Source organism: Brevundimonas sp. (genome assembly GCF_041648055.1).
In the GTDB taxonomy this organism is placed as follows: Bacteria; Pseudomonadota; Alphaproteobacteria; order Caulobacterales; family Caulobacteraceae; genus Brevundimonas.
Window position 1 is genome coordinate 1 of record NZ_JBAZPS010000010.1, and the last position, 25,499, is coordinate 25,499.

The window sequence follows — 25,499 nt, forward strand, 5'->3', positions numbered from 1 at the left end:
GAGCGTCAGAAATCCCGACCATGCAAGTCGTCGAAAAGTCGAACGAAGGCCTCAGCCGCGTGTTCGCGGTCACCATTCCCGTCGCGGAGCTGAACGAGAAGCTCGAAGCCCGCGTCAAGGAAGTCGCGCCCCAGGTGAAGCTGAAGGGCTTCCGTCCGGGCAAGGTGCCGGTCGCCCACGTCAAGAAGACCTTCGGCCGCGAGTTCATGGGCGAGATCATCAACGCCGAACTGAACGAGACCAGCCAGAAGGCCCTAGACGAGGCCAAGATCCGTCCGGCCGCCCCGGCCGAGATGAAGCTGACCTCCGACATGGACAAGGTCATGGCCGGTCAGGAAGACTTGGCCTATGAAATGGCCCTGGAAATCATGCCGGACTTCACCCCGGTCGATCCCAAGACCCTGAAGCTGGAACGCCCGACCTACGAAGCCTCGGACGCCGATCTGGACGAGGCCCTGACCGAACTGGCCGGCCAGGCCAAGTCCTACGAGGACAAGAAGGGCAAGACCGTCAAGGCCGCCGAGGGCGACCAACTGACCATCGACTTCCTGGGCAAGCTGGACGGCGAGCCCTTCGACGGCGGCGCCGCCGAGGACGCGGACCTGGTGATCGGGTCGGGCCGTTTCATCCCCGGCTTCGAAGAACAACTGACCGGCGCCAAGGTCGGTGAGGAAAAGACCATCGAGGTCACCTTCCCTGAGAATTATCAGGCCGCCCATCTGGCCGGCAAACTGGCCACCTTCGACATCAAGGTGAAGGCCATCAAGGCCGAGGTCGAAGCCAAGGTCGACGAGGACTTCGCCAAGCGCATCGGTCTGGAGTCGCTGGACAAGCTGAAGGAACTGCTTAGCCAGAACCTGAACCAGCAATACGCCGGCGCCGCCCGCTTCAAGCTGAAGCGCGCCCTGCTGGACCAGCTGGACACGGCCCATGACTTCCCGCTGCCGCCGAAGATGGTCGAGGCCGAGTTCGACGGCATCTGGCAACAGGTCGAGGCCGACAAGGCCGCCGGCCGCCTGCCGGAAGAGGACGCCGCCAAGTCCGACGAGGACCTGAAGGCCGAATACCGCAAGATCGCCGAGCGCCGCGTGCGCCTGGGTCTGGTCCTGGCCGAGATCGGCCGCGCCAACAACGTCCAGGTCACCGACCAGGAGCTGAACGCCGCCCTGCTGCAGGAAGCGCGCAACTATCCGGGCCAGGAACAGGCCGTCCTGAACTTCTACCGCCAGAACCCCAACGCCGCCGCCCAGATGCGCGCCCCGATCTACGAGGAAAAGGTCGTCGACCTGATCGTCGGCCTGGCCGAAGTGACCGACAGGCCGATCACCAAGGAAGAGCTGCTGAAGGAAGACGAAGAGGGCTGATCGGCCTCACGTATCTTACGTACGTGTAACTTCCCATTCTCGTCAGAAATGGTATGCGAAAGGGCTCGCAGCGCGGGCCCTTTTTGCATCTGTCGGTTGCCCGGAGACCTAATCTGATGAGCCTGTCTGCAGCCCTAGCCGCGGCCCTTCTCCTTACGTCTGCGCCCCAGGCCGCGCCCCAGCCTCCTCAGCCCTCAACGGCAGAGCTCGAGGCCATCATTGTCGAAGGCCGCCGAATCGAGGAAGCGGCTCGCGCCTATATCGAAGAGGTGGGCGAGCCGCCGCGCGGAACCCGTCTTGCGCGTTGGAACCGCCCCGTCTGCATCAGCATGAGCAATATGCAGCCGCGCTTCGCCCAGTTCGTCATCGACCGCATCGCCGCCAACGCCCTCGACGCGGGGGCCGACGTCGGCGAACCGGGCTGCAAGCCCAACGTCATCATCCTGGCCACTACCGACGGCCCGGCCCTGGCCAAGAAGCTGGTCAAGGAGGTTGGGCTCGGCTTCCGGCCCGCCATCAACCACACCAACCTAGACCGCGACGCCCTGTCCGACTTTCAGAACTCCGACGCGGCGGTCCGCTGGTGGAATGTTGTCATGCCCGTGACGACCGACACGGGAGACGTCGCGATCACCTTGCGCGGGGAAGACCCCCGCCAGGTCACGGTTCGCGACGGTTCGCGTCTCCGTTCCAACATCCGCTACGACATGGCCTGGACCATCGTCATCATTGACATGACCAAGACCGGCGGCGCGCCGTTTGGCACGCTGGCCGATTATGTCTCCATGGTCTCCCTGGCCCAGATCGACCCGGACGCCGACCTCAGCGGCCAGTCGACCGTGATGAATCTCTTCCGTAATCCCGTCGAAGTCGACGGTTTGAGCCAGTGGGACAAGGACTACCTCGCCGCCCTGTACGCCGCGCCCTCGGATCGCGTGAATGGCGATCGACAGGAAGCCGCCGTGGCTCATTCCCTGATCCAGCAAAGGCGCGAGCGCGCCGGTCTCGAGGATGCGGCGGCCGGCGATACGCCGCCTGGCGACGCCCCGCAATGAGGCAGTGAACGCGCCGCCTTGCGCCACCCCCCCGGGGACGCGATATGCTAGGTACGAAGGGCGCGGCCTGAATCGCGCCCACGGCATCCCGAGAAGGCTTGAATGCGCGATCCGATCGAACTGATGAACATGAACCTCGTCCCCATGGTGGTGGAGCAGTCCAGCCGGGGCGAGCGCTCCTTCGACATCTTCTCGCGCCTGCTGCGCGAGCGGATCATCTTCCTGACGGGGCCCTTCGAGGACACGATGGCCTCGCTGATCTGCGCCCAGCTGCTGTTCCTGGAATCGGAGAACCCCAAGAAGGAGATCTCCATGTACATCAACAGCCCCGGCGGACAGGTGTCCTCGGCGCTGGCGATCTACGACACCATGCAATACATCAAGAGCCCGGTCTCGACCGTGGTCATGGGCATGGCCGCCTCGGCCGGTTCGCTGATCCTGACGGCCGGCGCCGCGGGCCAGCGCATCGCCCTGCCGAACGCCCGCATCATGGTGCACCAGCCTTCGGGCGGCTTCCGCGGCCAGGCCTCGGACATTGAGCTGCATGCCGCCGACATCCGCTACACCAAGAAGCGTCTGAACGAGATCTACGTCCACCACACCGGCCGGACCTACGAAGAAGTCGAAAAGACCCTGGACCGCGACCACTTCATGTCGGCCGAAGAGGCCAAGGCCTGGGGCATCGTCGACCACGTCTACGACAAGCGCGAACAGGCCGACGCCGACGGCGTCAAGACGCCCGGCCACTAAACCGCCGGATGATATGGCGAAAGGGCGCGCCGTCGCGGCGCGCCCTTTTCATTTTGTGCTATCGGAACCGTCATGCAGTTCACACGAGATCCCAGCGGCACGGTCGAGGTCGACGGCGAGACCTATGTTTGGGAAATCCGTCGCCAGCCTCAACCCAAGGGCGGCAACGTCTGGGAGGGCATGGCCGTGTCTTTGCGCCACGTCGATTTCAAGCGCGAAGCCATCGTGCAGTTTCCGCCGCCCTTGCGCCCCAACGGCCGGCCCGACGTCGAGAAGCAGCGCGTCAATGTCGATGCGGTCCGCAACGCCGTCGCCTCGGCCATGGAGGCGGGATGGGACCCGACCTCGCGCGGCAAGGCGGTCGTGTTTGATGTGGATGCGGACGGCGCCTGACCGTCACGGCTTCTGGCGGAACACCCTGAATCCGGGCTGCTGCGCCATGGCCAGCATCTCGCGGTCGCCCGAGGTGTCGCCATAGGCGGCGGTCAGCACCATGTCCTCGCCATAGGCGGCCTTCAGACGCCGCACCTTTTCCAGCCCGCGACAATTCGGCCCAGCGAATGCGCCCGTCACCCTCTGTTCCGAATCGAACACCAGCGGGGTGCCCAGCAAGGCCTCGGCGCCCAGTCTGTGTGCAAAGGGCGCCACCGTGGTCTCGGGCGAGGCGGTCACAATCACGCGATGGGCGCCGCGTTCGCCCCAATCGTTCCAGACCTTCAGCGCGTCGGGCCGTATGAAGCGATCCCAGACGGTGTCTGCGAATTGCGTCGCCTCGGCCTCCAGGGCCGTCTTCGTCTCGCCGGCCAGGAATTCCTTCACCGAGGCGGCCTTGATCCGACCCCGATCCCGGTCCCGCGCATAGACGGCCAGGGCGGGCGCCAGCTTGACCAGGCCCAGGGCCCAGCCGCCCGGACCGGCCCGCCAGCGCAGGAATTCGGTGAAACTGTCGCGAATAGTCAGGGTGCCGTCGAAATCAAAGGCCACGATGGGCGCCGCGCCCCGGTCCGGCGCGTCTCCCGACTTCGTCCGGGACTGGCGCAAATCCTGCAAGCTCCCCATGTCAGACATTCGCCTTGATCCCCACCGACACTGATCCATCCCCGCCTTGCAACATTCCCCTGCCGCCTTCGGGGTTGTCGTTGAACGTGGGATGGGTGATTGTCATTTTTTGAAGACCTTTGCGTCCAGAGTGCTGGAATCAACGTGGAGGAAGCGCGTTTCGGGCCATTTCGGTCCGCTCCGCGGGAGTGAGATAAGGGTCTATGACCAAAGCAGCCGGCTCTGACGCCAAAAGCACCCTGTACTGCTCGTTCTGCGGAAAGAGCCAGCACGAGGTCCGCAAACTGATTGCGGGCCCGACCGTGTTCATCTGCGATGAATGCGTCGAACTGTGCATGGACATCATCCGTGAAGAGCACAAGATCGGGTTCAAGAAGACCACCGACGGCGTCCCCACGCCGAAGGAGATCCGCGACGTCCTGGATGACTACGTCATCGGCCAGTCGCACGCCAAGAAGGTCCTCTCGGTCGCCGTTCACAATCACTACAAGCGTCTGAACCACGCGACGAAGAACAACGACGTCGAGCTGGCCAAGTCGAACATCATGCTGATCGGCCCGACCGGGTCGGGCAAGACGCTGCTGGCCCAGACCCTGGCGCGCATCATCGACGTGCCCTTCACCATGGCCGACGCCACCACCCTGACCGAAGCCGGTTATGTGGGCGAAGACGTCGAGAACATCATCCTGAAGCTGCTCCAGGCCTCCGACTACAATGTCGAACGGGCCCAGCGCGGCATCGTCTATATCGATGAAATCGACAAGATCAGCCGCAAGTCGGACAATCCCTCGATCACCCGCGACGTCTCGGGGGAGGGCGTGCAGCAGGCCCTGCTGAAGATCATGGAAGGCACCGTCGCCTCCGTGCCTCCGCAAGGCGGCCGCAAGCATCCGCAGCAGGAGTTCCTGCAGGTCGACACCGCCAACATCCTCTTCATCGTCGGCGGCGCCTTCGCCGGGCTGGAGAAGGTGATCTCGGCGCGCGGGGCAGGGGCCTCGATCGGCTTCGGCGCCCAGGTCAAGGAAATCGACGAGCGTCGCACCGGCGACATCCTCAAGGGCGTCGAGCCCGACGACCTGATGCGTTTCGGTCTGATCCCCGAGTTCATCGGCCGTCTGCCCGTGCTGGCGACCCTGGAAGACCTGGACGAAACGGCCCTGGTCACCATCCTGACCGAGCCCAAGAACGCCCTTGTCAAACAGTACAAGCGCCTGTTCGAGATGGAGAATGTCGAACTGACCTTCACCGACGACGCCCTGATCGCCGTCGCCAAGAAGGCCATCACCCGCAAGACCGGCGCGCGGGGCCTGCGTTCGATCCTGGAAGGCATCCTGCTGGAAACCATGTTCGAACTGCCGACCTTCGAAGGCGTCGAGGAAGTGGTGGTCAACGCCGAGGTCATCGACGGCAAGGCCCAGCCCCTGCTGATCTATTCCGAAGCCTCCAAGAAGAAGGCCGACGGCGCCGCCTGATCGGGCATCGCCTTCGCACTGAAATGAAGGGCCGGAGCGACAACGCTCCGGCCCTTTTTCTGTCTCCGCTCAGACCCTCTCCCGCTTGCGGGAGAGGCGGCCCGGCGTCCGCGCAGCGGACCAGGGTCGGAGAGGGGAGGCTGGCTTGCTGGAAGAAGACTTCCCCCATCGTCACGCGTGTCGCTTCGCGCCACGACGCGACACTTCCCCCGCAAGCGGGGGAAGATCTGATCAGCCGCCCAGCACCAGCATATGACCGGGATGGGCTTCCGCCTCGGCCCGGGCGCACTGAACGGCGCTCTTGGCGTCGGTGAAGACGCCCTCGAACAAACCGTCGCTCGAGGTGACAAGCCAGCGGCCGTTCGCGGGCTGGATCGTCAAGGTTTCGACAGCGGGCGGCGAAGGGGGAGGGCGGCGATCATTGCGCCCGCCTGTGCTGGTCGCGGTTCAACCGATCGGCCTCGGCCTGCAGCCGCGCCGCAAGCCGTTCGGCTGCGGCCCGATCAGGCAGGGGACGGGTCGCCACGCCGTTGACCGCGACGGCCCATCCGGCCGCGCGTGCCACGACCCTGTATCGTCGCGGCGGGACCGGCTCGGCGGCCCCGCCTTCCAGATGGCCCTGCATCATCGCGACGGCCCCCGGTGAATCGGCGCACCGAACAGAGCGCCGATGACGGTCCAGGCCATCTTCAGTGTGGACGGTTTGTCGGCGGATCGTTTCAGCGACTCCACCAGTAGATGTGAACGGCTCATGGTCTCTCCTTCGCCGACCAGAAGACGCCCAAACCCCGTAAAGCCGCCATGTCGAAAGCGCGGGCCGGCGTAATGCGGACGTAAAGCGCTACATTCACCTCGCCGCCCTCCCTCTTTCGTCATTCCGGGCGAAGCGCAGCGGAGACCCGGAACCCAGCGGCGCCAAAGGCGAAATCCATCCGCCGCACAATGCCGGACGACCTAATCCGCGACAGGTTCGCGCTCTCGCGCGCCGCTGGGTTCCGGGTCTGCGGGCCAAGCGGCCCTCCGCCCGGAATGACGAAAGTGATGATCGACAACCTAGGCCAACTGTCACAATGACGCTGGTCTGAATCGAACGATTTCAACGCCCTAAAAGATTTTCACCCCAACTTCCCCGCCATACCCGCCGGCGCCCGTATCATCCTCTCATCCCCGCCGATGGGGAGGGCGTCGGATCCAGCGCCCTGACGGCGGCGGGGCTGTGGTCGAGCGATGAAGCCGGTGGGGAGGAGACCGCCGGGGTCCTTAGGGGCGGCGATGGATGCCGCCTCCTGCTCGCCGCACGCCTAGGAAAGCGGGCCGCTGTCGATCCTTGTCGGCATGTCCGCCCCGGCGAAGCCGTCGCAAGGCGGCCCGCCGATCCGGCAAGGCTCGAAGAATAGGGCCGCCAGCCGGAGCGCGTGTGGAAAACGACCGCGTGGGACGACGACTGCGCCGAAACGGTACTTAAAATCCAAAACACCGGGTGCAGACCCGGCGTCCCACGCCCTCCCCGAACTTCGCCGTGAGAACGGCGAGGACAAGGCCAATTCCGCATGTGCGTGCGGCGTCCAAACCACGCAGGTGTGGGCCGTTCGCCAGCCACGCTTGAACCACGGCTCTTTCAAACCACATACTCATCCGAACGCCGTCGGAATCGACGGGCTGTCATGCGCTGGTCGGACCTCTTGTCCGGGCGACCGTGGCGGCGGGCCGGAGATCATCAATGGCCCAGGAGTACGCATCATGACTGAAACAAAGATCCTGCCCGTCCTGCCGCTGAGAGACATCGTCGTCTTCCCGCATATGGTCGTGCCGCTCTTCGTCGGCCGCGAGAAATCGGTGAAGGCCCTCGACGAGATCATGAAGGGCGAAAAGCAGATCCTTCTGGCGACCCAGAAGAACAGCGTCGACGACGATCCGTCGCCCGACGCCATCTATCCGATCGGCGTGCTGGCCAGCGTGCTGCAGCTGCTGAAACTGCCCGACGGCACCGTCAAGGTTCTGGTCGAGGGCAAGGGCCGGGCGCGCCTGACCCGCTTCACCGACCGCGAGGACTATTTCGAGGCCGAGGCCGTCGAGATCGAGGACGAGCCGGGCGACGCCTCCCAGACCGAGGCCATGCTGCGCGCCGTGGTCGAGCAGTTCGAAAACTATGTGAAACTGAACAAGAAGGTCCCGCCCGAGGCCCTCAGCTCCATCCCCCAGATCACCGACGCCTCCAAGCTGGCGGACTCGGTGGCCGCCCACCTGTCGGTCAAGATCATCGACAAACAGGGCCTGCTGGAAACCTTCGACGTGCCCAAGCGGCTGGAGAAGGTCTATGGCCTGATGGAGGGCGAAATCTCGGTCCTGCAGGTCGAGAAGAAGATCCGCTCGCGCGTGAAGCGCCAGATGGAGAAGACCCAGCGCGAATATTATCTGAACGAGCAGATGAAGGCGATCCAGCGCGAGTTGGGCGAGACCGACGATGCGCGCGACGAGATCATGGACCTGGAGAAGCGCATCCGTAAGACGCGCCTGTCCAAGGAAGCTCGCACCAAGGCCGAGGCCGAGGTCAAGAAGCTGCGCAACATGTCGCCGATGTCCGCCGAGTCGACCGTGGTCCGGAACTATCTCGACTGGCTGCTGTCCGTGCCGTGGGGCAAGGCCAAGCAGAAGCCGATCGATCTGGTCAAGGCGGAGGAGATCCTTGAGGAGGACCACTTCGGCCTGGAGAAGGTCAAGGAACGGATCATCGAATATTTGGCGGTCCAGGCCCGCACCGGCAGCCTGAAGGGGCCGATCCTGTGCCTCGTCGGCCCTCCCGGCGTCGGCAAGACCTCGCTGGCCAAGTCCATCGCCAAGGCGACCGGGCGTGAATATGTCCGCATGTCGCTGGGCGGCGTGCGCGACGAGAGCGAGATCCGCGGCCACCGCCGGACCTATATCGGCTCCATGCCCGGCAAGATCATCCAGTCGATGAAGAAGGCCAAGACCACCAACGCCTTCGTCCTGCTGGACGAGATCGACAAGCTGGGGTCCGACTGGCGCGGCGACCCGTCGTCGGCCCTGCTCGAGGTGCTGGACCCGGCCCAGAACTCGACCTTCGGCGACCACTATCTGGAGGTGGACTACGACCTGTCCCAGGTCATGTTCGTGACGACCGCGAACAGCCTGAACATGCCGCAGCCGCTGATGGACCGGATGGAGATCATCCGGGTGTCGGGCTACACCGAGGACGAAAAGGTCGAGATCGCCAAGCGTCACGTCCTGCCCAAGCAGCTGACGGACCATGGGCTGAAGGCCGACGAACTGATCGTGCCGGAAGACACGATCCGCGACCTGATCCGTTACTACACCCGCGAGGCCGGGGTGCGGTCGCTGGAACGCGCCCTGGGCGGCCTGGCTCGCAAGGCCGTGCGCGAGATGGCCAAGACCAAGGTCACGTCGATCACGGTGGACGCCGAGAAGCTGGCCGAATACGCTGGCGTCCGGAAGTTCCGCTATGGTGAGACGGACGAGGAGGATCAGGTCGGCATCGTCACCGGTCTGGCCTGGACCGAGTTCGGCGGCGACATCCTGACCATCGAGGCCATCAAGATGCCGGGCCGCGGCCGCATGACCGTGACCGGCAACCTGAAGGACGTGATGAAGGAGTCGATTTCGGCGGCGGCCTCCTATGTGCGGTCGCGGGCCCTGGCCTTCGGCGTCAAGCCGCCGGTGTTCGAGAAGACCGACATCCACGTCCACGTGCCGGACGGCGCCACGCCCAAGGACGGCCCGTCCGCCGGCGCCGCCATGACCGTGGCCATGGTCTCGGTCCTGACCGGCATCCCGATCCGCAAGGACATCGCCATGACCGGCGAGATCACCCTGCGCGGCCGGGTCACCGCCATCGGCGGTCTGAAGGAGAAGCTGCTCGCGGCCCTGCGGTCCGGCGTCAAGACGGTGCTGATCCCGCAGGAGAACGAGAAGGACCTGGCGGACGTGCCGGACAACGTCAAATCGGCGCTCGAAATCGTGCCGATCTCCACGGCGGACGAGGCCCTGCACTGGGCCCTGACCGGTCCCCTGACGCCGGTCGAATGGGATGAGGCGACGGATCCTCTGCCCGCGCCCGTGCCTCCGCTTGACGGCGCTGCGGCGACCGTCAGCCACTGAGCCGCGACCTAGGTCGCAGACGAAACGCCGCCGACACCTCTGTCGGCGGCGTTTTCGCTTTTGACGCAACCGCCGATCCGCCCTTTACTGGTTCGCTTGGGAGGATGACATGACGAAAGCCGAACTTATCGGCCGTATGGCGACGGCCGCGAACATCAGCCGCGATCAGGCCAAGACGGCGCTCGAAGCCTTCACCGACGGCGTGGTGGAAGCCCTGACCCAGGGTCGGGACGTCAAGCTGATCGGCTTCGGCAGTTTCACCCCCGTCGATCGCAAGGCCGGCGTCGCCCGCAACCCTCAGACAGGTCAGGCCGTGGCCCGGCCCGCCTCCCGCACCGCGCGCTTTCGCCCCGGCGAAGGCTTGAAAAGCGCCTTGAACGGTTGAAGCCCAACGGGCATAAGCCCGGCTCCGGTTTCCACTTCGGTTTCTTGGGCGGCTAGCTCAGCTGGTCAGAGCATCTCGTTTACACCGAGAGGGTCGGCGGTTCGAACCCGTCGCCGCCTACCAACCTTTCAGGGGTTTCTGGGGAATGCCGCAGGGCATTTTCCCAGAAATGTTCCCAGAAACCGTTACCCGAACTTGTCGGCGACGTCGTTCTGATAGTCCGGCCGATGGTGGCCGTAGTGCTTCAGCAGGGTCGTGGGCGACATGCCGAGGAAGCCGGCGGCATCCCAAGTATCGACGTTGCGCTCCATCAACCAGGTCGCGCAGGTGTGGCGCAGATAGTGCGGTGACACGCCCTTATCGAGCCCGGCGTCGCTGACGCAGCTGGCGAAGCTCTTTTTGACCCGCAACACCGGCTCGCCGCCGAAGTGGATCACGGCCGTGACTCCGGCCTTCTCATCGAGGCGACGCCACCTCTCCATATGGGCCTGCAGGCGCTTCGGAAACTTCACGACCGGGCGGCGCTTGGTTCGCTTATCGCGCTGCCCTCGAGCGCGACGGTACATGACGCCGGCGTCGACGTTCGCCCAGGGATGCGCCGGGCTCTCTTCCCAGAGCGCCGCCGCCGTCACGCCTGAGCGCGAGCCGGTGTAGAGAGAGATCAGGATGAACCGGCGCAGGTGCATCCGATTGGTCCGCGCATTGGTCGACGGCCGCACCCAGCGGCCAGGCGCACCGGTCCTGGGGTTTGTCGCCGTTTCGTCCCAGCGCCAGCCCATCGAAGCCCAGAGCAGCCGGGCGGCCTCGCGTCGGCTCAAGGCGTCGCGGGGCGATTCGGATTTCGAAGGCAAGACGACCTTGGGGACGACGCGGAGGTGATGCTCCTCGTGCCACTTCCCGATCGCCGTCGATAGGCATTCCAGCTCGCGCCTGGCGGTCTGGTCGCTGACGCGAGGGGCGTTGGCGGGATCCTTGGTGTAGGATTTGATCGGGTCCAGGATCCGCGTCGCAACATACGCCTCGGTGCTCGAGCGCCGAACATCGGACAACACCTTGCCCTCCCACCTGGGGAGCAGGGTGGCGATGAAGCTCGCCTCCTTGGCCGGATTGGATAGGCGTGTGGCGGGACCGGCCGCGTATTCGGCCAGGACCTCCGCTACGTAGACCTGATCTGGATCACTCTTGCGGCGTCGTTCGACCTCCCGATCTGTGGGTTGCTCGACGGCGCTGGCGTTCTTTTGGAGGATGTAGAGGGCGAGCTGCTCGTCCGCCCCGCCAGGGCCCTCACGGCGATCAGGGCCGCAGCCTGTGCCGATTTCGACCGTTCCGTCTCGGATGCAGTAGACATCGGGGATGGTGACGCCGTCGGGCCGCCGCCTACCTTTTCGAAGATAGAGGCGCGGGCCTTTCGAGGGACGGGGCATGCAAAAAGAGCCTTGAGATTCGCTGGGGTGACGTAATAGGCGCCGCCGACATAGGAGGCCGTCAAGCGCTCACGTCCGATCTCGAGGCGCAGGGTGGACACCGTGCAGGGATAGAGGCTGGAAAACACCGCCACGATTTCGGGGAGGGTCATGGGATCATCATCCGCCCAATCCGAGGGGAGCGGTCGATCAATAGAGCGGTCGCGGCGACGCGCAGTCATCCGTTTCCCCCGATCTTCTCCGTCGTGAAAATGGTTCCTCGCGCGCGCATGGTCCGCAGTCGGCCGAGCGGCGTGAGGCGCCAGCTCACCGCGCGCACCGTCTCGATCGCGTCGGCCCCGAGACGTTCGCGGATCTCGATCATGCAAATCTCGGGCGGCCTCGGTCGCATGTCGATGACCTGACCGCGACGGCCGATAGTTCGGGCGGCGTCTTGGAGATGGACCAGCCTACCGTTCGCCTGTGCTAATTGGTCCAGCAGACAGGCGGCGTCGGCACGGAGGCCGAAGGCATTGTGGTAGAGCGCTCGACGGCGGTCAGCCGCGCGCCGGTCTCGCAGAGACTTGCCGCCGACGACGACGTGCACCAGGCGCTGTGAAAGCTGGGCGAGATCTAGGCGCATGGTGCGGCCTCTTCGAACAGATCGGGGTGGCTGGTCGTCTCGAGACCGTATCGGATGCTCAGGTTCTGATCGGCCCAGGTCTGGTGGCCGGTGGCGTCGTGGTGGCGTGCAGCGACGGCCATGGCGTTCTTGCCGGTCCAGATGGCGTCGGAGCCTTTGCAGACGAAGCATCCGGCCATGACGGTGCTCGATGTCGAGGTCGAGCGGCTCATGAGTCGAGCCGTTTCACGCGCTCACCTGTCGCGATCTCCAGCTTCTGGCCGATCTCCGCCAGGCGGATCAGCTCGCTGACGAAAGCGGCAGGGTCATCATCGATGGTGAGTTGGCCGGCCGGCGTCTCATTGGTCACAACGCGAAGCCCTTTGACCAGGTGCTGCGTCTTCAGCCACACAAAGTCGATGCGGGGGCGCGACATCAGGGTTCAATCCCCGCTTCGATCAGCGTGCCCAGGTCGGTGTTGAACAGGACGGCGATGTCGCGCGGCCGATAGCCGGCGCGGCGGAACCAGGTCGCCCAGATGATCAGGCGTGGATGGTGGCCAGGAATCGGGTCGAACATCAGGCGGCCAGCCTCCGTTCGTTCAGCAGCTCGGCCGCCTGGGCATAGGCGAAGCCGGTCAGCATCTCTTCATCGCCGACGAACAGACGCGGCCCGACATAGCGCCCGTCCTTGTCGTGCCGTGTGACCAGGACGACGGAAGGGAACTCGACGGCGACGTGCAGCCGGTCCTCCCCGTTGTCGTCGGTGATGACGGAGCGCAGCTCCATCGTGGCGCATTCCAGATGCGCCGCGCGGATGGGAAGCCTGAGCGCCGCATCGGGGCAGGCGCTGCAGCGGTCGGCCGACAACCAGGCGCAACCGCTTTCGCAGGCATGGAGCTCCCAGCACCCGCAGGCGCGGCAGATCCGGACGTCGGCCGGCGCGCGCATCAGGCGGCCGCCATCCGGGCCAGGTCGCCGGCCGACGGGCCGGCCATGGCGCGAACGATATTGATCAGCGACCGGCGGTGATCCTCGGACATCCTGACGAAGCTGTCGGCCAGCTCCAGGCCGTCATGGGTGCGGCGGAGCTGGTTCAGCGGGTCGCCGGCGTCCGCCGCCTGGTCGGCCTGGCCGTAGAAGTCGGCCGGGTGCGCTTGCAGGAAGGCTGCGATCTGCGCGAGCCGTGCTGCGCTGACGCGGTTCACGCCGCGCTCGTACTTCTGAATCTGCTGGAACGTCACCTGGGCGGCGGTCGCCAGCTGGGCCTGGGTGATCCTCATCGCCTCGCGGCGCTTGCGGATCCGCGCACCGAGCGCGACGTCGAAGGGGTCGTGTGAGTCGGACATGGTCTACCTCTGGAGTTGAAGGATGAGCGCCACGACGATCGCGGCGCAGTAGGCGAGAACGAAGGTCAGCAGGACAGGACGGCGGCGCATCAGCGGCTCGGCCAGAAGCACCAGACCAGGAAAGCGGCCCCGACCAGGACGAGGCACAGCGGCTGTCCGAGGGCGATGTCGGCCAGGCCGGCCACGACGCCGACGCCGGCGACAGCCATGTGCGCCTTGATGACCAAGCTGATGGGAGCGCGGCGCCGGCGACCGCTGCCCGTGCGGATCTCTACGTGCGCGAGCGGCCGGCCGGCCTCGCTGCGAACGATGTTGTGGTGGGTCACTGCGCGTCTAGCTCCGCAAAGGCCGCATCCTTGGCGGCGTTGAGTTCGGCGGCGGCGGCGTCCGACCCGCCCTTGTCGGGATGGGCCGCCTGCAGGCGGGTCTTGTGGCGGACGGTGATCGTCGCCTTGGCCTCGGCCGCCGAAAGTTCGCCAGGGAACAGCGGGTCGAAGCCCAGCACGTCTCGCCAGCTCCGGACGCCGCTCGATGGCGGGGGCAGGGCGCTGAAGGCCTGAAGCGTCTCGGCCGCGCTGGCGACGCCGTAGCGAGTGATCGCCGGCGTGGACTCCAGGTGCGCCGCCAGGGCGCCGATGTTCTGCGCGGCCTCTGTGTAGGTGTCGCAGGCTAGGGCGAACGGCTGGTTCTTCAGCGTGAAATAGAGGCAGACGCCCGGGTCGGCCGGAGCGGCCCGATCGGCACGCGGACGTCCGTCCAGTCGCAGCTCGAGGTTTGAGGACAGCACAGGCTGCCAGCCGCCTATGCGCTCGAGCTCGTTCTCGACGCGCACCATGGCCTCGGCCGGTGACAGAAGCTTGCCGGATTTCTTGAACTGTCCCTGCCGGCGCTGGGTTGCCGGCGTCCTGGGGCGGTGCGCTGGCCAAGCCAGCGGGAAGCGATCAGGCGTTCTCATTTGCCACCCCGCGTTAAGTCCGTCTCGCGGCCTCGCAGCACGGCGCGTTCGATAGCGGTGCGCTTCACGGAGGGAAGCGCCACAGCCAGAGTTGTGAGACATGCGAGGGTCGGAAGACTTCCGATCGACATGCCGAGGCCATCTGACATCCCTTTGATGCGCAGCACGGCCTCTTCACTGTCGATGTTGGCTTTGCGGTCTTCTCCACCGTTCCAATGGTCGGACATCAACAGCGACTGCACGGCGATGCTGACGACGTCGTCGATGTTGTTCTTGCTGGGCTTGTAAGCAGGCGACTTCTTCGCGGCCTCGCGGCAGGCGTCCAGCAAAAGCAGGGCCGCGTCCTGGACACGACGGCTGGTATCGAGATCGACGAAGTGCATCAGACCTCTCCCAGGGCGGAGAGGTAGAGATCGAGGATCGCGTCCTCTTCCTGTCGCTTGGCCTTGTCCTGCTTCCGGATCCGGATGACCTTGCGCAGGATCTTGACGTCGTAGCCCTCGCCCTTGGCCTCGGCGAAGACCTCCTTCATGTCGGCCATGACGGCCTGCTTGTCCTCTTCGAGGCGCTCAAGGCGCTCGATGATGGTGCGCAGGCGGCCCTGGGCGGTGGCTGTCAGGACGTCGGCCGAGGCGTCAAACGCGGCGTCGGTGGACTGATCAAAGGCCATCAAAAGCCACCGTCTGCAGCGAGGGTCTTGCCCGATAGCAAGACACCTTCCCGCCCGGTGTGGTCTTCCACATCGAGGAGGCCGCCGTTGACTTGGAACACTTCAGAGTCGCCCAGGACGAAATAGACCTCCGCCTCCGGCGCACACAGCGCTTCCAGCCCCGAAATCAGGTCTCTAGCTTTCATGAGCGAATGGTCCTCAGAGCAAGGTGGGAGGGCAGGGACCGCCAGTAGACGTAACCCTGCGGGTTGAACTCAGCCGAGCAGCTGCAAACGAGCGTGATTGGGTTCAGCGACTTGGATCCGCAGCGCGGGCAGTCGATAGGCGCCGGGCCACTCACGGCCACACCGCCGGCAGCGCACCTACCGCCTGTGCGATAGCGCGTTCTTCTTCGACCGGGACGCCGAAGCCCTGGCCGCCCCATCCTGACAGGATGAATTCGCGATGCTCGGGCGTCAGAAGCGTGTTGAAGGTTGTGGGCGGGGTGTAGGCACCGCGACCGCAGCGCTCCATATCCTCGGCGCTCGGCAGCGGGAATCTGCCCTTGCTGATGCTGGCGCTCACGACGGCATCGCCTGAGCCGCTTCCTCGGCTCGGCCGAGGACGAAAGCCAGCGCCAAGCCCGCTTCGCGATAGGGCGTCGCGCCTTCCACATTGAGCCTGCCGACGCGGGTCCAGCCGTCCAGGATCGATTCGACGTTCGAGCGGATGGTGGTCAGATCGTCACCGAACCCGAGATCAGGGAATGGCGGATTATCGGGATAGGCAAGGTTCAGCAGGTCAGCGAGCGCGTCGCCGGTCTTCGTCTCTCGCATCAGGCGCACATGGGATGTCAGCGTCGCCAGCACCTGGGCGCGGGTCAGGCTGAATGCCGTGTTGGTCGAGCGCCTCACGAGGCCGCCCTCAACAACTTCACCGCGTCCAGCACTGCCGGAGACGACAGCGCCCGCACCGTGGCCTCCTGTTCTGCCTGGTACTTCTCGCGGGACGCCTTGGCTTCAAGGGCGGCCAGCGCCTGGGTGGGCGTCTTGCCCAGCATGGTGTCCAGGGCGACGTTGGCGCGGTGAAGCGTTTCGCCCACTTCGGCCGCCGCGGTGGACAAGGATCCATGTTCCCGCATGGCCAGCTTCAACTGGCTTAGTTTGCCGACGGTCCAGCCGCTCAGCGTGCGGGGCAGACTGCAGCGGCAGATCCGCTCCAGGTCACAGCTGCAGTAACGGCGGATCAGGAAGGGCGTCGCGGTCATCACTGATCGCCCTGGGCGATTGTGTCGATGCTGCGCTCGAGGGCGTCCAGGTCGCTCAGGAGTGCGTAGGTCTGCCCGTCCAGGGTCTGGCTAAGCGACATCCACTCGTGGCGGAGCCGGAGCAGGGCCTGTCGTGCCTGTTCGACGTCGTCCCTCGCCGCGCGTTTGGCGATGGCGACGAACTTCATGCTTGTGGTTGCGGCCAACGGCTCTCTCCCTCAATCGTGAGGGGAGTTTGGCAAATCCAAACATTATGAGTCAACTACAAAGTTTGGAAAAACCAACCCAGATAGTCAGGTCGCGTATCCAGCATCAATTCGAGGCAACTGACGCGCTGCCACGGAGCGCTGAGTCACGGCTCTGCGGATGCGCTCATTCAGTGTGAGGTTGCTGCGCTACGGTAGCACTGGCGAAAGGTTAGGCGGCTTTGACCGATGGCTTCGCGCGGCGGGCGTTAGGCGTGCGTCCAGACTTGGGCGCGGGATCCGTGGAGGCGGGAAGGGGCGACCCTTCCGAGATGGATCGCGCTGCGGCACGCAGGTATCTAATGGCGATGGCCTCTTGGGGGTCCATGAGGAGTTCGTAAGGCTCGATCTGAAGCCAAGCGGCGATCTCATTGACCAGGTCGCGTCGGTAGGGCTGCTTCCCGTGATAGACGAAGTTGGCTCGAGATTTGTCCCAGCCGAGCTCATTTACCAGCGACGCCTGCCGCTTGTCGAAGTGGTCGAGCCACTGCTGAAGGAACCAGTTCTTCTCCACCAAACGAGTCTGGCCTGTTCGGTGACGGCGGTCGTTTGTGATCATCTCAACAATTCCGCTTGACTCGCAGTTGAGAAAAACCAAACTTCCGCCCTTATGGACTTACCATCGTGGCGAAAATCAAAGGGTTGGACGCAAAGCGTCCTCGCTGACCGACTCGGTTTGAGGTCGAAGGCGCATGTCTCACGTCTCGAGACTAAGCGTGAACGGGTCTCGGCAGAGCTGGCGATCGCCATTGATCGGCTGACCACTGGCGCGGTGCGCGTCGCGGACCTTCGCCCAGATCTGCATGATGTCCGTGTGGTCCGGCCCGCTCCTGCCGATGGCGGAATCTCCGCATGACGCCGCTGGAGCCCGCCTTCGCCGCCATCGCGCTGTTCGCCGCATTCGGCCTGGGCGCCCTGGTCGGCCCGTCCCTCACGCGCTGGATCACCGAGGTTGATCGCCGGCAGGCGATTCGCCTCCACGCCCAGGGCTGGACCCACGGTCAGATCGCAGAACAGCAGGACCGCGACCCTAGGCAGATCGCCGAATGGCTCGCCGAAGGCGACAGGTCTCGGACGTCCTAGGATGGAGATCAGGGGAGGGGATTTTTGCGACGACTGCGCCTGGCCCGAATGCGCGGGCGCCGGCCTATGCATCAAGCCGTTCGTGTCGCCCGTCGCCCTCTTGGGCCTTGCGCTCACGCCGCTCGAGACCATCCAGATCCTGGATGAGATCGCTGCGGCCCCGCCCAAGTTCGTCTTCCTCGGCGTGGATCTCGGCTCGACCGATTTCTGCATCGAGCACCCCCTCGCCACCGTCAGCCTGACCGGCGCTGGCGAGAGCCCCGTCATCGCAACCGCCATGCCAGCGGCCCCCCTCCGGAGCGATGACGGGGACCTCCTTTCCAAGATCTCGACGCGTGAGCCGCCTCTCTCCGTGATCGAGCGTCCCGTCGCTGAAGTCGGAACAGCCATTGCGCCTTTCGGCGACGGGACACCCTCGTCCAGTACCGCGTCCCCCGCCAACGCAGGGACACAGTGCTGAGCCGCCGCGAGATCTTTTCGCACCACGGCGCCGGTCTGATTCACGACAGTTCCCGATTCGTCCCGAAGGTTAACGAGACGTGCCTGCGCGGCCGTTCGCGGCTGCTCGGCCGCCGCCGCTGCGCGCGTCTCACCGCCCTCCGTCACCAGCTCCTGGCGAGGCTGTGCCTGGACCGAGAACGACGCCCGGCCCCCCAGCGTGATCAGCGCCAGACCCACATCGGCAAAGCACCCGCTTCGCCCGCCTGACGGCCATGCCGGACAGCCCTGTGAACCCGCCGGGGGCGGATTTCTGCAGCGCTGATCGTGATCGCCAGAGGCGGCGCGTGCGGACGGCTTGCCCCCATCACAGCCAACCATGGCCGCCATACGGACGGTCATCGGGATTGCTCATGTCTAACGCCGGGCGGGAAGCGCTTCGGCGAACGCATGTCTGCGCCCCGAAAGGACCGGCCGTCAGGCGGATTCGCAAGGACCGAATCCACCATGAACGCACGACAGCACACCCTGCTGGCGCGCCTGCTTATCGACGCCTGTGGCGGCGTTGATGCATGCTGCAAGCCGATAACGCGGGTCGAACGATCCGCCCTCTATGCGTACCGCGACTATGAGAAGCCGGCCTTCATGCCGGCCGACGTGATCGAGGCGCTGGAAAAGAAGTGCGGGAATCCGGTCTACTCCGGCTTCCTTTTCGAGATGGCGAAGGAGTCAAGCCGGGCCGACGCACTCGCCTGCGTGGGCGCCTCGGCCGACCGAGTTCATATCTCGGCCTTCCGCCTGTGGGAGGCGGCCAAGGACGCCCTTGCGGACGGCGATCTCAGCGAGATCGAGAAGCGCGAACTGGCCGCCGGCCTTCAGAAGCTCGAGGACGCGGCGCGTTCCATGCGGTCGTCCCTGGACGCCGAGCCCCTGGTCGAAGGCGAGCCGACATGACGGCCGTCCCGATCGACCACAGCCACCGGCGTCGACGGCCTGAGCCGGAAGGCCGCCGCACCTTTAACCCCACGCGGCGCAACAGCCGCACGGTCGAACACGGCCGCAAGGAGAAATACAGCAAGCTCTCGAAGAAGGAGCAGTGGCTGCGCTTGTTCGCCCTGAAGGCCTACCGCAAGAAACTCCGGAAACCTGGCCAGCGTTTCGGCGCGGCCGGAACGATCAGCGCCGGCGCCGTCGAGTTCTATGAGCGCCTTCTCCGCCTCGAGAGCCGGTTCGGCCTGGTCGATCCATCGGTCGCCTGGCTGGCCGAACAGGAGAACGTCCCCGAGAAAGTCGTCCATGCCTGGAAGGACCAGCTGAACGAGCACGGCTTCCTGTTCTGGGAACGGCGCTGCGTCGAAACCGGCAACGATGGCCAGCGCGGACCCCAGCTGCACCAAACGTCGAACCGCTATTGGTCGGCGCTGCCGGCGAAGGCGGCCGAGCTGGTCAAAGCGGTCCGGAAGAAACTCGGTCTCGAACCGAACCCCCGCCACGTCACCGAGGCCGAGAAGGGCCAAATGCTGCCCGCTGCGCGGCGTCGGAGCGATCTGGTGGAGAAGCGACAGCGAGACGACCGAAGGGCCCTGGAGCGCGCTCTGAGCGGTCTTTCAGACGTTGTCGATCAGGAGGTCGCCGGAAACGGAGGAGTTAGCGGGGAAAGAACGCGAATCCCACCAGACCCGACCATCCGGACGATTCAAGAATAAGAAGGCGTCGAGCTAGTCGCTCGACCACATGATCTAGGGATGAAAGGCGTCGCGCTAGGACGCGCGACAACATTTCCCAGGACCACAACGACCGCCAACGGCGGATTTTCTCCCCCTCACAACAGGGGGCCGAGCAGTGCTCGGCCTCATTGACCCACGCTGTCGCGTGCCAACCGGCCGCCGACAGCGTCTGCTCGCTCGTATGTGGGCTAGGCGAGGACGGAGGGGTTTCGAATTTCGGGGCACGCGGCAGGCGCCGGATTGCCCGAACGCTGAGAGTTGTGCGAAGAGGGCGCAACCTGTGGGGGATGGAATGGAAGCTGTCGCGATTATCATCATTTTGGCGTCGATCGGCGCTGGACTGTTCGGCTTGATCAACCTGGTGAAGCCGTTGGGTCTGCTGCGGATCCGCCGCCGGCGTTACGCGGCGGCTGTCGTCGGTGGATCCGTCTTCGCCTTCTTCTGCGGCGCTTTGCTTGGCGCCGCGAGCCAACCAGGCGGGCTCAACACCGGCATCGAGCGAGCGGAGAAGGAGAACGGCGCGCGCGGGGGGGCGGCCGCCGCGCTGGCCGAAAAGACAGCGCCGAAGGAGGCTCCGCCGCAGGGCGTGACCCAGGTCGAATTCAACGCCGTATGGGGCGCGGCCAAGGTCGTGATGTCCAGGTGCGACACGCCCCTGCGCCGCGCTGGTGAGATCGTCGGCACCGGCGACGTCTATGCGGCCTACCCGGCGGTCCAACGGGCCGAGGAGGACTGCAACCAGGCGATGATGCTGATGAGCGACATTGAGCCGCCGAAGTCCGCGAAGGGTGATGTCAGGCGGGCGATCATTGAAGCGCGCGATGCCTGTGCGACGACCGCTTTCATCAAGGCTGACGCTATGAAGAAGCTCGGCCTGGTCGTGAATGGCGATACACGGCCTTCTGCCTTCGCCGATGCAAAGGCCGAACTTGAGCGCGGCCAGCTGTCCAACCTGCACTGCCTGGCCAAATTCGCCGCCGCCGCCGAGGCCGCCGGCGTCTCCCTGCCGGAGTTTGACCAGAAGGAATCTGAGCCGGCCGCCTGATCTGATCAGGCGGCTGCGCGGTCGCCATCAATCGAAAGGGCGGGCCTGATCCCCAGCGCGCGCAGAGCCTCGAGCGCCGCGTCGATCGTGGCCTTGCCCTGCAGGATCCGGCGGACGTTCTTCTCATCCTTGCCCAGGCGTTCCGCCAAGGCGCGGCCGGACACATGCTGGCGGTCCATTGCCATGACCAGCAACAGTCGCGCGGCGACGGCAGGTGAAAGCGGGACCAGGACTTCGCCATCCTCGGCCGGGCTGGGCGAGGGCACGTCACGGGTGTCGAGCAGCAAGCCCTCGACGGCGACGTCCAGGGCGTCGGCCGCCAGCTGATACGATTCCTCGAACGTCGCGCCGCCGGTGATGGCCTCGGGGATATCGCGGAAGGTGACGAGGAACTCGCCGGGTGCTTCCTCTACGATCCGGGCGGGATAGGTGAAAGCGGTCATGGTCTCGATCTCTCTTGAGGATGGGGCCGTTGGCGCGGCCGCTGCGTTGGGTGTGGACGCCTTCAGAAGGCGTCCTTTGGAAGTCCGAGCTGTTTGAGCAGCCCCTGTTTGACGACGTTGCTGATCTCGCCGTGCTTGACCGTGGTGAAGGCGTCTCCGACGTAGACCCGGCCGTGGCCGCCTTTGCCGTGCGCCGCGTCGAAACGGTAAGGAAGCCCTGCTTTCTTGCAGTAGGCTCGGAGGTCACGAAGGAAGGTGTCGCGGTTCATGGGTGTCTTTATGCGGACTTTTTTGTCCGCAGTCAAGGCGCGCGGACAAAAATGTCCGCGAAAAACTACCAATCAGCTATCGACTAGCGATCAGCTATCCAGTAGCTAGTGGCTATCCGATAGCCGCCAGCTATCTACTAGCTAGGAGTAAGCCCCTTGCCCGTTATCACTATGTCGTCGCCGAAGGGCGGCGCCGGAAAGACGACCTCGCTCGCGGTGCTGGCGACGCAGTTGGCCAAGACGGCCCGCGTCGCCATCATCGATGCCGACAAGAACCACCCGATCGTGACCTGGTCGGAGCAGCCCGGCTTCCCCGAAAATATCGAGGTCATCAGCGACATTACCGAGGAGAACTTCTGGGACCGCCTGGACGACGCCGCGCGCCGGGTGCCGTTCGTCCTGATCGATCCCGAGGGTACGGCGAACGTGATCTCGTCTCATGCGATCAGCGCCGCCGACCTGGTCGTTATCCCGCTGCAGGCGTCACAGCTCGACGCCGACCAGGCGCAACGCGCTATCCGCCAGGTCGCCAACCAGGAGCGATCTTCGCGCCGCAAGATCGCGACGCGGATCCTTTTCACCAAGACCAGCACCGCGATACAGACCCGGACGCTGAAGCACCTGAAGGCGGAGTTGGCCGAAGCTGGGGTGGCCTGTTTCGAAACCCAGCTGGTTGACCGCGAGGCCTTCCGCGCGATGTTCTCTTTCGGCGGGACACTTGAGCTTCTGGATAGCCGTCAGGTATCCAGTCCAGAGAAGGCCGTCGCAAACGCTCGCGCGTTCGCGGCCGAGGTCCTCCAGGTGCTGAAGGGACAAGAGCGTGAACGAACGACGTAAGACATTCGGTGCGGATCCCGGCCCGGCCGACGACGTCGACGCCGGCGACTTCCAGCCCGCGCCCATCCGGCGACCGGATCCGGTCGTCGCTCGCCGCGTCGCGGTGGAGGGCGGTTACGCTGACCCCGCGCCGACGCTCGCCCCCGGCGACACCCAGCGCCGCCACCGCACCGGCCGCACCGCCCAGCTGAACCTAAAGGTTACGCCGGAGAACAGGGCCCGCTTCGCCGATATGGCGGACGCCGCCGGCGTCAGCATGAACGTGCTGTTCGAACAGGCCCTGCAGGCGCTGGAGGACCGCGAATGAGTGAGCCGCCGAAGATCTGGTTCGACGAGTATGACGAGATCACGAGGATCGCGCGGGACTTGCCGATGACGCTGGCAGGGTATCAGCGGCTGTTCATCGGCAGTTGGACGTGTGCGCCCGAAAACACGGCGAGGCCGCAAGAAACTGCAAGACCGGAGCCCCCCAGCGAGCGCCTAATCCAGCCCAGGCGGACAAGGATCCGGCGGGACTGGTGAAGTGCAATAATTGCGACCCATAAAGCGGCCAGGCGAGGCGGGGGGAAAAGCGCGGGCCTGGGGGGATCGGCGGGCGTCGGCGGCCCTTGGGGCCTCGCGGGCGCGCGAGGGCCTTCAGGCCCGCGCGATCGGGGTCTCCGAAAGCCTGGTCGTGTAGGCCGGGCTTCGCATGTCGGCCTTGGTCGCCCAGCGCTTGGCCAGCCCGGCCCGCGCCGGCACTAGGGCGCCGCGCCCATGCCGGCGGTTGACCTGGTCAAGTGCGGCCATCAGCTGGTCACGGCGCGGATCCGCCGCGGCGAGCAGATCACCCGTCGTCGCGCCCGGCCGCACCAAGTCATCGAGCATGACGCCAGCCTTGGCGTATCTGAAGCCCGGCGCCCACAGCCGACGCACGACGGCCGTCCCCGCCGCAATCATCGTGGTGGTGTCGCAGCTAGGCGACCACAGCGCGGCGCGCCCGCTGACAGATCGAGGCGGGCCGGCCGCGTGAGCGGCGGTGTGGAAGAAGATCGTCATGTCGGCCGAGGCGAGCCCATGCTGGCGCAGCTTCTCGCCGGCGCGGGCGACATAGCTGGCCACGGCCTCCAGCATCTCGTCCAGGTCGGTGATCGGCCGCCCGAACATGCGTGTCACCGCGATGCCCTTCCGCACCGGCGGCGTCAGCTCCAGATCCGCGCAAAGGACGCCGGCGAGCTCGAGCACCAACCGCTCGCCCGTCACGGTCAGCAGGGCGCGGGCCGCGCGCGGATCCATGGCCCGCAGATCCGCCGCCGTCGTCACGCCGACGGCCCTCAGCTTGGCGGCCGACGCCCGGCCCACGCCCCACACGTCCGCCACCTCAACGCTCGGCAGCAGGGTGTCCCGCCGCGCCGGGTCGGTCAGGTCGCAGACGCCGTCGAGTTCGGGCCGCTTCTTGGCCAGGTGGTTCGCCACCTTGGCCAGCGTTCGCGTAGGGCCCAACCCCACACAGGTCGGAATTCCGGTCCAGCGCCGGACCGTCGCCCGCATCTCCCGCGCCCGATCGGCCGCGTCCGCGTCGCTGGTGAAGTCCAGGAAGCTCTCGTCGATCGAGTAAATCTCGACGTCCCGCGCATAGCGCCGATAGACGTCGTTCACCCGCCGGCTCATGTCGCCATACAGGACGTAGTTGGATGACCGCGCCACGACGCCGGCGGCCGTCGCCTGGTCGCGGATCTTGAACCACGGGTCGCCCATCTGGATCCCCAGGGCCTTGGCCTCTGGCGTCCGGGCGATGGCGCACCCGTCGTTATTCGACAACACGATGACCGGCCGCCCCTCGAGCGCGGGATCGAACACCCGCTCGCAGGAGCAATAGAAGCTGTTCCCGTCCGACAGGGCGAAGATCCGTGCCGTCATCGCGGCGCCGGCCGGTGCGGCGTCAGCGACCAGGTGATGACGCCCCAGATCATCGCCTCCGACGCCTCGTCCAGGACAAGCGGCGACATGGCCGGGTTGTCGAAGTCCAGCGCCAGCCGGCCGCCTCTCAGTCGGATGACGCGCTTCGCGCTGGGCTGGCCATCGATGACGGCGACCACGGCGTCGTCCGCGCGCGGCGCCAGGGATCGATCCACCACGACATAGTCGCCGTCGTTGATGCCCCGGCCGATCATGCTGCGGCCGGTAATGCGCCAGACGAAGGTGGCGGTCGGGTTGGTCACGATCAGCTGGGCCGGATCCAGCGCCTCCTCCAGATAGTCGTCAGCCGGCGACGGGAAGCCGGCGCATAGGCTGGCCCCCATGAAGGGCAGGGGCTGCCCTTCGCCCAGCCTGACTGAAACCCCGATCCTCGTCGCCATGCCTACGGTTCGCTCTCGATCGCCAACCGACCCTGGGGGCGCCTTACGCGGCCGGTGATGCGAGGAAAAGGAAAAATGTTCGCGGAATGTTCCCTTTTTGTGGATCGGCTCGGTTTACAAACGGCGGGGCGGTTTACAAATCGGCGGCCGGTTGACAGCCGGCCGCCGTTGCCCAGACACCTTATCAGGTGTCCTGTTCAGCCAGCGCCTCGGAGAGTGCGCCACGCGATCGCTGCAGCCAGGCTGCAAACCCCGTTACCCGCTCCTCGGGCGCGGTCCAGCCGATCGGCCATCCCATCACCATCTCGTAGAAGGGCGGGTTCGAGATCAGGCCGGTCACGTAGGAGCCGGTCCCATGTTTGAAACTCACCCGGACGTGGCGCGAAGAGCGGCGGCAGGGCTTCGCCGGAACGGCATCCAGCCCCCGCAACAGATTGAAGATCGTCGTCCAGATCCGCGCGGCGTTCGCCAGGCTGAACTGCCCCGCGCTGCCCGCCTTCGCATCGAATGGCCCCGTGAACGCCGCCTTGGTCTCGTCCAGGACGAAGTCCGGGAAGTAGCCCGCATCCTGCGCCGTGGGCGTCGGCCAGAATGAACAGCCGCTTCC

General features: G+C 65.6%; 42 protein-coding genes and 1 tRNA gene. 17 read left to right on the forward strand and 26 right to left on the reverse strand.

Features of this window, described 5'->3' with window-relative positions; all coding sequences use genetic code 11:
• The first annotated feature begins 20 nt into the window (after positions 1-20).
• The 4 genes from tig to WC585_RS14475 all read left to right on the forward strand — a co-directional run bounded on the left by tig (position 21) and on the right by WC585_RS14475 (position 3,562).
• Positions 21-1,364: a trigger factor gene (gene tig / locus WC585_RS14460; protein ID WP_373258738.1), complete on the forward strand. Its 1,344-nt coding sequence runs from the start codon at positions 21-23 to the stop codon at positions 1,362-1,364.
• A 116-nt stretch (positions 1,365-1,480) separates the two neighbouring features.
• Complete coding sequence (locus tag WC585_RS14465; RefSeq protein WP_373258617.1) at positions 1,481-2,419, forward strand: hypothetical protein; 939 nt, start codon at positions 1,481-1,483, stop codon at positions 2,417-2,419.
• Between the two features lie 102 nt (positions 2,420-2,521).
• Positions 2,522-3,169, forward strand: coding sequence for an ATP-dependent Clp protease proteolytic subunit (locus WC585_RS14470; protein ID WP_008264353.1), 648 nt, complete (start codon positions 2,522-2,524; stop codon positions 3,167-3,169).
• Between the two features lie 72 nt (positions 3,170-3,241).
• Positions 3,242-3,562, forward strand: coding sequence for a hypothetical protein (locus tag WC585_RS14475; RefSeq protein ID WP_183195148.1), 321 nt, complete (start codon positions 3,242-3,244; stop codon positions 3,560-3,562).
• Positions 3,563-3,565: 3 nt separating this feature from the next.
• Here the strand turns inward: WC585_RS14475 and WC585_RS14480 are convergent, their stop codons facing one another.
• Positions 3,566-4,237 (reverse strand): HAD-IB family hydrolase, encoded by a 672-nt coding sequence (locus tag WC585_RS14480; protein ID WP_373258619.1) that lies wholly within the window; start codon positions 4,235-4,237, stop codon positions 3,566-3,568.
• A gap of 194 nt (positions 4,238-4,431) precedes the next feature.
• On the opposite strand from WC585_RS14480, the gene clpX reads away from it, so the two are divergent.
• On the forward strand, positions 4,432-5,700 hold the full coding sequence (clpX, locus tag WC585_RS14485) for an ATP-dependent Clp protease ATP-binding subunit ClpX (protein ID WP_008260240.1): 1,269 nt from the start codon (positions 4,432-4,434) through the stop codon (positions 5,698-5,700).
• 231 nt (positions 5,701-5,931) lie between these two features.
• On the opposite strand, the gene WC585_RS14490 is transcribed toward clpX, so the two are convergent.
• The 3 genes from WC585_RS14490 to WC585_RS14500 are packed head-to-tail and all read right to left on the reverse strand — an operon-like array spanning position 5,932 to position 6,453.
• The gene (locus WC585_RS14490; protein WP_373258621.1) at positions 5,932-6,081 is read right to left on the reverse strand and encodes a hypothetical protein; all 150 of its coding nucleotides are present in this window, start codon (positions 6,079-6,081) and stop codon (positions 5,932-5,934) included.
• A 37-nt stretch (positions 6,082-6,118) separates the two neighbouring features.
• Positions 6,119-6,328, reverse strand: a complete 210-nt coding sequence (locus tag WC585_RS14495) for a hypothetical protein (protein WP_154725339.1) — start codon at positions 6,326-6,328, stop codon at positions 6,119-6,121.
• Positions 6,325-6,453: a hypothetical protein gene (locus WC585_RS14500; protein WP_255347080.1), complete on the reverse strand. Its 129-nt coding sequence runs from the start codon at positions 6,451-6,453 to the stop codon at positions 6,325-6,327. The genes WC585_RS14495 and WC585_RS14500 overlap by 4 nt, the downstream gene beginning before the upstream one ends.
• Positions 6,454-7,440: 987 nt before the next feature.
• Between WC585_RS14500 and lon the strand changes: the two genes are divergently transcribed.
• From lon to WC585_RS14515, 3 genes are all read left to right on the forward strand, one after another.
• Positions 7,441-9,837, forward strand: a complete 2,397-nt coding sequence (lon, locus tag WC585_RS14505) for an endopeptidase La (protein WP_035306232.1) — start codon at positions 7,441-7,443, stop codon at positions 9,835-9,837.
• Positions 9,838-9,946: 109 nt separating this feature from the next.
• A complete protein-coding gene (locus tag WC585_RS14510) occupies positions 9,947-10,222 on the forward strand; it encodes an HU family DNA-binding protein (protein WP_008260193.1) in 276 nt (91 codons plus the stop codon).
• A gap of 46 nt (positions 10,223-10,268) precedes the next feature.
• Positions 10,269-10,345: transfer RNA gene (locus WC585_RS14515), tRNA-Val, on the forward strand.
• Between the two features lie 62 nt (positions 10,346-10,407).
• On the opposite strand, the gene WC585_RS14520 is transcribed toward WC585_RS14515, so the two are convergent.
• From WC585_RS14520 to WC585_RS14600, 17 genes are all read right to left on the reverse strand, one after another.
• Entirely contained in the window at positions 10,408-11,646 is a 1,239-nt protein-coding gene (locus tag WC585_RS14520; RefSeq protein WP_373258624.1) for a tyrosine-type recombinase/integrase, read from the reverse strand.
• A gap of 217 nt (positions 11,647-11,863) precedes the next feature.
• Positions 11,864-12,268, reverse strand: coding sequence for a hypothetical protein (locus WC585_RS14525; protein WP_373258626.1), 405 nt, complete (start codon positions 12,266-12,268; stop codon positions 11,864-11,866).
• Positions 12,259-12,480, reverse strand: a complete 222-nt coding sequence (locus WC585_RS14530) for a hypothetical protein (RefSeq protein WP_373258628.1) — start codon at positions 12,478-12,480, stop codon at positions 12,259-12,261. The genes WC585_RS14525 and WC585_RS14530 overlap by 10 nt, the downstream gene beginning before the upstream one ends.
• Complete coding sequence (locus WC585_RS14535; protein WP_373258630.1) at positions 12,477-12,683, reverse strand: hypothetical protein; 207 nt, start codon at positions 12,681-12,683, stop codon at positions 12,477-12,479. Before WC585_RS14535 ends, WC585_RS14530 begins: the two co-directional genes overlap by 4 nt.
• Complete coding sequence (locus tag WC585_RS14540; RefSeq protein ID WP_373258631.1) at positions 12,683-12,826, reverse strand: hypothetical protein; 144 nt, start codon at positions 12,824-12,826, stop codon at positions 12,683-12,685. The genes WC585_RS14535 and WC585_RS14540 overlap by 1 nt, the downstream gene beginning before the upstream one ends.
• Complete coding sequence (locus tag WC585_RS14545) at positions 12,826-13,197, reverse strand: hypothetical protein (RefSeq protein ID WP_373258632.1); 372 nt, start codon at positions 13,195-13,197, stop codon at positions 12,826-12,828. The genes WC585_RS14540 and WC585_RS14545 overlap by 1 nt, the downstream gene beginning before the upstream one ends.
• Entirely contained in the window at positions 13,197-13,595 is a 399-nt protein-coding gene (locus WC585_RS14550) for a helix-turn-helix domain-containing protein (RefSeq protein WP_373258633.1), read from the reverse strand. Before WC585_RS14550 ends, WC585_RS14545 begins: the two co-directional genes overlap by 1 nt.
• Positions 13,596-13,684: 89 nt before the next feature.
• Positions 13,685-13,921, reverse strand: a complete 237-nt coding sequence (locus tag WC585_RS14555) for a hypothetical protein (RefSeq protein ID WP_373258634.1) — start codon at positions 13,919-13,921, stop codon at positions 13,685-13,687.
• Positions 13,918-14,550 (reverse strand): hypothetical protein, encoded by a 633-nt coding sequence (locus WC585_RS14560; RefSeq protein WP_373258635.1) that lies wholly within the window; start codon positions 14,548-14,550, stop codon positions 13,918-13,920. The genes WC585_RS14555 and WC585_RS14560 overlap by 4 nt, the downstream gene beginning before the upstream one ends.
• Positions 14,547-14,933, reverse strand: a complete 387-nt coding sequence (locus WC585_RS14565; protein WP_304934829.1) for a hypothetical protein — start codon at positions 14,931-14,933, stop codon at positions 14,547-14,549. Before WC585_RS14565 ends, WC585_RS14560 begins: the two co-directional genes overlap by 4 nt.
• Positions 14,933-15,220 (reverse strand): DUF2312 domain-containing protein, encoded by a 288-nt coding sequence (locus WC585_RS14570; RefSeq protein WP_373258637.1) that lies wholly within the window; start codon positions 15,218-15,220, stop codon positions 14,933-14,935. The genes WC585_RS14565 and WC585_RS14570 overlap by 1 nt, the downstream gene beginning before the upstream one ends.
• The gene (locus tag WC585_RS14575; RefSeq protein WP_373258639.1) at positions 15,220-15,405 is read right to left on the reverse strand and encodes a hypothetical protein; all 186 of its coding nucleotides are present in this window, start codon (positions 15,403-15,405) and stop codon (positions 15,220-15,222) included. Before WC585_RS14575 ends, WC585_RS14570 begins: the two co-directional genes overlap by 1 nt.
• A gap of 151 nt (positions 15,406-15,556) precedes the next feature.
• A complete protein-coding gene (locus WC585_RS14580) occupies positions 15,557-15,784 on the reverse strand; it encodes a hypothetical protein (protein ID WP_373258640.1) in 228 nt (75 codons plus the stop codon).
• Positions 15,781-16,113 (reverse strand): hypothetical protein, encoded by a 333-nt coding sequence (locus WC585_RS14585; protein WP_373258641.1) that lies wholly within the window; start codon positions 16,111-16,113, stop codon positions 15,781-15,783. The genes WC585_RS14580 and WC585_RS14585 overlap by 4 nt, the downstream gene beginning before the upstream one ends.
• A complete protein-coding gene (locus tag WC585_RS14590; protein WP_373258643.1) occupies positions 16,110-16,466 on the reverse strand; it encodes a hypothetical protein in 357 nt (118 codons plus the stop codon). Before WC585_RS14590 ends, WC585_RS14585 begins: the two co-directional genes overlap by 4 nt.
• Positions 16,466-16,672, reverse strand: coding sequence for a hypothetical protein (locus WC585_RS14595; protein ID WP_373258644.1), 207 nt, complete (start codon positions 16,670-16,672; stop codon positions 16,466-16,468). The genes WC585_RS14590 and WC585_RS14595 overlap by 1 nt, the downstream gene beginning before the upstream one ends.
• 211 nt (positions 16,673-16,883) lie before the next feature.
• Positions 16,884-17,309 carry a hypothetical protein gene (locus WC585_RS14600; protein ID WP_373258645.1) on the reverse strand — a complete coding sequence of 142 codons (426 nt, stop codon included), beginning with the start codon at positions 17,307-17,309 and terminating at the stop codon, positions 16,884-16,886.
• A gap of 12 nt (positions 17,310-17,321) precedes the next feature.
• Here WC585_RS14600 and WC585_RS14605 point away from each other — a divergent pair, with 12 nt between their 5' ends.
• From WC585_RS14605 to WC585_RS14630, 6 genes are all read left to right on the forward strand, one after another.
• Positions 17,322-17,567: a YdaS family helix-turn-helix protein gene (locus WC585_RS14605; RefSeq protein ID WP_373258646.1), complete on the forward strand. Its 246-nt coding sequence runs from the start codon at positions 17,322-17,324 to the stop codon at positions 17,565-17,567.
• Positions 17,564-17,794 carry a helix-turn-helix domain-containing protein gene (locus tag WC585_RS14610; RefSeq protein ID WP_373258648.1) on the forward strand — a complete coding sequence of 77 codons (231 nt, stop codon included), beginning with the start codon at positions 17,564-17,566 and terminating at the stop codon, positions 17,792-17,794. Before WC585_RS14605 ends, WC585_RS14610 begins: the two co-directional genes overlap by 4 nt.
• A 1-nt stretch (position 17,795) precedes the next feature.
• Positions 17,796-18,254, forward strand: a complete 459-nt coding sequence (locus WC585_RS14615; RefSeq protein WP_373258649.1) for a hypothetical protein — start codon at positions 17,796-17,798, stop codon at positions 18,252-18,254.
• A gap of 485 nt (positions 18,255-18,739) precedes the next feature.
• Positions 18,740-19,186: a hypothetical protein gene (locus WC585_RS14620; protein ID WP_304934818.1), complete on the forward strand. Its 447-nt coding sequence runs from the start codon at positions 18,740-18,742 to the stop codon at positions 19,184-19,186.
• Positions 19,183-19,938, forward strand: a complete 756-nt coding sequence (locus WC585_RS14625; protein WP_373258650.1) for a hypothetical protein — start codon at positions 19,183-19,185, stop codon at positions 19,936-19,938. Before WC585_RS14620 ends, WC585_RS14625 begins: the two co-directional genes overlap by 4 nt.
• Before the next feature lie 313 nt (positions 19,939-20,251).
• Positions 20,252-21,004 carry a hypothetical protein gene (locus WC585_RS14630; RefSeq protein ID WP_373258651.1) on the forward strand — a complete coding sequence of 251 codons (753 nt, stop codon included), beginning with the start codon at positions 20,252-20,254 and terminating at the stop codon, positions 21,002-21,004.
• Between the two features lie 5 nt (positions 21,005-21,009).
• Here WC585_RS14630 and WC585_RS14635 read toward each other — a convergent pair whose 3' ends face one another.
• Positions 21,010-21,447, reverse strand: a complete 438-nt coding sequence (locus tag WC585_RS14635; RefSeq protein ID WP_373258653.1) for a hypothetical protein — start codon at positions 21,445-21,447, stop codon at positions 21,010-21,012.
• 62 nt (positions 21,448-21,509) lie between these two features.
• On the reverse strand, positions 21,510-21,716 hold the full coding sequence (locus tag WC585_RS14640; protein ID WP_373258654.1) for a hypothetical protein: 207 nt from the start codon (positions 21,714-21,716) through the stop codon (positions 21,510-21,512).
• Between the two features lie 156 nt (positions 21,717-21,872).
• Between WC585_RS14640 and WC585_RS14645 the strand changes: the two genes are divergently transcribed.
• Both WC585_RS14645 and WC585_RS14650 read left to right on the forward strand, forming a co-directional pair.
• Entirely contained in the window at positions 21,873-22,553 is a 681-nt protein-coding gene (locus tag WC585_RS14645; RefSeq protein WP_373258656.1) for a ParA family protein, read from the forward strand.
• Positions 22,537-22,860, forward strand: coding sequence for a stability/partitioning determinant (locus WC585_RS14650; protein ID WP_373258658.1), 324 nt, complete (start codon positions 22,537-22,539; stop codon positions 22,858-22,860). Before WC585_RS14645 ends, WC585_RS14650 begins: the two co-directional genes overlap by 17 nt.
• A gap of 329 nt (positions 22,861-23,189) precedes the next feature.
• Here the strand turns inward: WC585_RS14650 and WC585_RS14655 are convergent, their stop codons facing one another.
• The 3 genes from WC585_RS14655 to WC585_RS14665 all read right to left on the reverse strand — a co-directional run bounded on the left by WC585_RS14655 (position 23,190) and on the right by WC585_RS14665 (position 25,232).
• The gene (locus WC585_RS14655) at positions 23,190-24,452 is read right to left on the reverse strand and encodes a Y-family DNA polymerase (RefSeq protein WP_373258660.1); all 1,263 of its coding nucleotides are present in this window, start codon (positions 24,450-24,452) and stop codon (positions 23,190-23,192) included.
• Positions 24,449-24,892 carry a LexA family protein gene (locus tag WC585_RS14660; RefSeq protein WP_373258662.1) on the reverse strand — a complete coding sequence of 148 codons (444 nt, stop codon included), beginning with the start codon at positions 24,890-24,892 and terminating at the stop codon, positions 24,449-24,451. Before WC585_RS14660 ends, WC585_RS14655 begins: the two co-directional genes overlap by 4 nt.
• Positions 24,893-25,076: 184 nt before the next feature.
• Positions 25,077-25,232 carry a hypothetical protein gene (locus WC585_RS14665; RefSeq protein ID WP_373258741.1) on the reverse strand — a complete coding sequence of 52 codons (156 nt, stop codon included), beginning with the start codon at positions 25,230-25,232 and terminating at the stop codon, positions 25,077-25,079.
• A 15-nt stretch (positions 25,233-25,247) separates the two neighbouring features.
• On the opposite strand from WC585_RS14665, the gene WC585_RS14670 reads away from it, so the two are divergent.
• Complete coding sequence (locus WC585_RS14670) at positions 25,248-25,487, forward strand: hypothetical protein (protein ID WP_373258742.1); 240 nt, start codon at positions 25,248-25,250, stop codon at positions 25,485-25,487.
• Positions 25,488-25,499: the final 12 nt, after the last annotated feature.